This is a genomic window from Jannaschia seosinensis, assembly GCF_001408515.1.
In the GTDB taxonomy this organism is placed as follows: Bacteria; Pseudomonadota; Alphaproteobacteria; order Rhodobacterales; family Rhodobacteraceae; genus Jannaschia; species Jannaschia seosinensis.
This window is the reverse complement of the sequence record NZ_CYPR01000111.1, coordinates 1-3,067: the sequence shown is the minus strand read 5'-3', so window position 1 is coordinate 3,067 and position 3,067 is coordinate 1. Positions and strand designations below refer to the sequence as shown.

At 65.4% G+C, this 3,067-nt stretch carries 3 protein-coding genes; all 3 read right to left on the bottom strand.

The genetic code is table 11. The annotated features are described in order from the left end of the window. Positions 1–17: 17 nt before the first annotated feature. The gene (locus JSE7799_RS09225) at positions 18–2,228 is read right to left on the bottom strand and encodes a glycoside hydrolase family 99-like domain-containing protein (protein ID WP_055663361.1); all 2,211 of its coding nucleotides are present in this window, start codon (positions 2,226–2,228) and stop codon (positions 18–20) included. Between the two features lie 115 nt (positions 2,229–2,343). Further along, positions 2,344–2,472, bottom strand: coding sequence for a hypothetical protein (locus JSE7799_RS21680; RefSeq protein ID WP_306455407.1), 129 nt, complete (start codon positions 2,470–2,472; stop codon positions 2,344–2,346). 279 nt (positions 2,473–2,751) lie between these two features. Next, positions 2,752–3,067, bottom strand: a 316-nt coding sequence (locus JSE7799_RS09220; RefSeq protein ID WP_186201892.1) for a transposase, incomplete at its 5' end; no start/stop codon positions are given.

Here is a 3,067-nt window from a genome sequence, read left to right as displayed (position 1 = left end):
AGACAAAATTAAGGTTCCTATTGTGTCTGGCTGGCGAGACCGGGTGCCTTGGCGCCGGAGTGACGTTCGAGAACCCGCAGCATCGCGTCGCCGTATTGGCGTGACGGCTCGAGCATCGCCTTCTCGGCCCATTCGTTCCAGGCATTCACGATGATTTCGCCGCGATAGGACTGATCCAGCCGCTCCGCGCAGAGCCGCTCCAGCCAGCGCTCGAAGGTCATCGGGTTGGCGCCCCAGGCGATATGGGCGGATGGGCCGCGGCGGGCGGTGTTGTCCCAGGACGGCATGATCCCGGCGATCGTGTTCGCCGGCAGTCGGGCTGCGTATTCCGGCGACAGCGCGTTTTCGGCCACGCGGCGGTAATCATAGATCAAGCCGCGAAAGCCCGGCATCAGGCCGAAATCGCGGGGCGGCGGCGTCGGGCCGCCGACGATGTAGTCGGCCCCGCTAACGAGGTCATGCGGCGGCATCTCGATATGGAAATCGAACAGATCGTCGGCGATCTCGGCCTCGCCCCGGACGTGAAAGAGGACCGCCCCGAGTTCGACCTCGCCCACCCCTTCCTCCTGCCACGCGGCGCGCAGGCGCGCGACACTGGCCGTCGGATCGGGCATGTCGGTCGGGCGGTAGATGACGAAGCGCGGGCGGGCGCCGTCCGGCCGGGCATAGCGCGGATCGCGCATGTAGCGCGCCGTGTCGCGGGCCAGCGCGCTCTCGAAGCCCTCGCGGTAACCCTGTTCGAGCAGCACCTCCCCGGATTGGCCGTCCCAGTTGCGCCGCCAGCTTTCGTTCGCCCAGCACAGGTAAAAGGGAAACTCGATCTCGGGCCGGTCCATCAGGTTGTCGATCGGCGCCTCGAGGATCCGGCGCCCGTCGAACCAGTAGAAATAGGTGCAGAACGCGTCGATCCCGGCGGCGCGAGCCATCGCGGCCTGCTCGCCCATGACCTCGGGCCGCGTCAGGTCGTAGAAGCCGAGCGCGCCGGGCAGTTGCGGCTGTGCGTGGCAGGCGAAGTTGCGGGTGGCTGCGGACGCGGCGGTCCATTCGGTGAAACCGCGACCCCACCACGCGTCATTTTCGGGCGTGCGGTGGAATTGCGGCAGGTAGAAAGCCGAGACGAAGGACGGCGCGCGGCGCACCGGCGGGTCCGGGGTGAATTCGAGCTGCGAGGTCTGCACGATGCGCCGCCCGCCATCCTCGGCCATGTAGCCGAGTGCGCGTTCGAACGCGTGGGCCGTGGTGCCGTCGACCTGACGTCGCTCCGGCTCGAAGTCGGTCTCGGTCAGTTGCAGGCCGCGGATCATGTCGACCAGGGCAGGTTTGAGCCAGTACATCGACCCTGCCGGAAAGGAGAGCCGCTCCGGGTCGGCCGCGATCTCGATCCGGCGCAGCATGTGGTCGGTCGTCACGAGGTTCGAGCCCCACCACTGGGTCTCCCGGTAGTGCTGGCCGTCCGCGACCCAGAGGCTGGCGGATGGATCGTCAAGGAACGCCTCCAGCAGGTCGGGCGTGCCGACCGCCGGCAGAAGGCCCGTGACGAGATGGTTGCGCCATGCATCGCCATCGACGCGGTGCGGTGAGCGCTTGGAATGGATCTTGCAGACCGCCTCGTACCCCGACAGCAGGCCTGCGCCGACGAGATGGACGAACGGGAAGATGTCGCGCCCGTGATTGGGCATCAGGACCACGACCGCCTCGGGATGTGCCGCGCGGATCCGGTCGCGCAATTCTACGGACCCTTCTGCGAAATGGGTGATCGTGACGAAGAGGTCGAACTCGATCCCTGCTTCGGACAGCACGGTCTCGAACTCGTCCCAGATGTCGAGATAGTAAAGATGGATCACCACTGCGAAGCGCGACCGCCCGGGACGGCCCCGCGCCGCGAGGGCGCGCAAATCGACCACTTCCGTCGCCGCGGCGTCGCCTGCGAGCCCACCGTCCAGCAACTCGCGGAAGACGCGGTTCTCGGCCTGGCCGTGGCGGAGGTAATGCTCGAACGGCCGGATCTCGCGGTCGCGCAGATCGGGATTGAGGCGCAGGTAGGCCGACGGGGAGAAGGTCTCGTTCGGCTGCCAGCCGAGCGACTCCCCGAAGCGGGTGTAATGCCGGATCGGAAAGGCCCGGTAGAGCGGATTTATGCCGTGGGAAATCCTGCCGTAATATTCGCGGTCGAAAGTGCCGCTGCGCCGGATGCGCCAGGCATAGAGGTCGCGCGTGGGGCGCGGCATCAGAAAGGCGGCAGCGCTGGCCAACTTGTAAAGGAGGTTCGATGGCATTGCCGGGACTCTTCGGTGCAGATCGAACCTGCGTTAGCACCCGCCGCGCGGCGCCTCAACCGAAGGCTCAGCGCTCCAGCAGGTCGCGGTGATACCGCCGCAGAAGCAGCAGGCCAAATGCCAGGGCGAGCCCCGATATCAGGTAGACATAGACGAGCGACACATAGGTTGCGTCATAGGTCGCGCTGCTCCCCAACGTTGGACCGCCGGAAGCTGAATTTTTCGGCTCTTTCACGATGATCAGCTGGTGACGCCATTGGGATAATGCATGGCGATCGGGACATTCTACACTCTGCTTTAGAGCGCCTTAGCCCGCATAATTCATGAAGCTGCGGACTTGTGCTCCGTGGGATGGTTTCCCCGGTCTCGGTTTTCTTGCGCGCACCCGGTGTTTGCGTCCGGTTGGCATGCCGGCCGGTGACTTGGGTCTTGGGCGATACGGGTTGATGTTTCTGGGTTTGTCGGGGCGCTTGCGTCAGGCTGTTTTCGGGGGGGCGAGGGCGTCGAAGAGAAGGAGGAGAAGTCCCTTTCGGGGACACGAAGCCGGCAGGGTCATGATGATCCGGGTCTTCTTTTCGACGATGGTGGCGGCCAGTTTGACGAGATGCAGCCGCAGCGTGTCGAACTGGGCGCGGCGCCATGGTGAACGTTTTGGGCAAGCCGCGCGAAGCTTCCACCAGACCCAGTAGGCGCAGCCGTGCAGCATCAGACGCATCTGATTGGCGTTGGCTTTCGAGCACGACGTCCGGTCTGATGCGAGGTGGGCCTTCCACGCCTTGATGTGGTTCTCG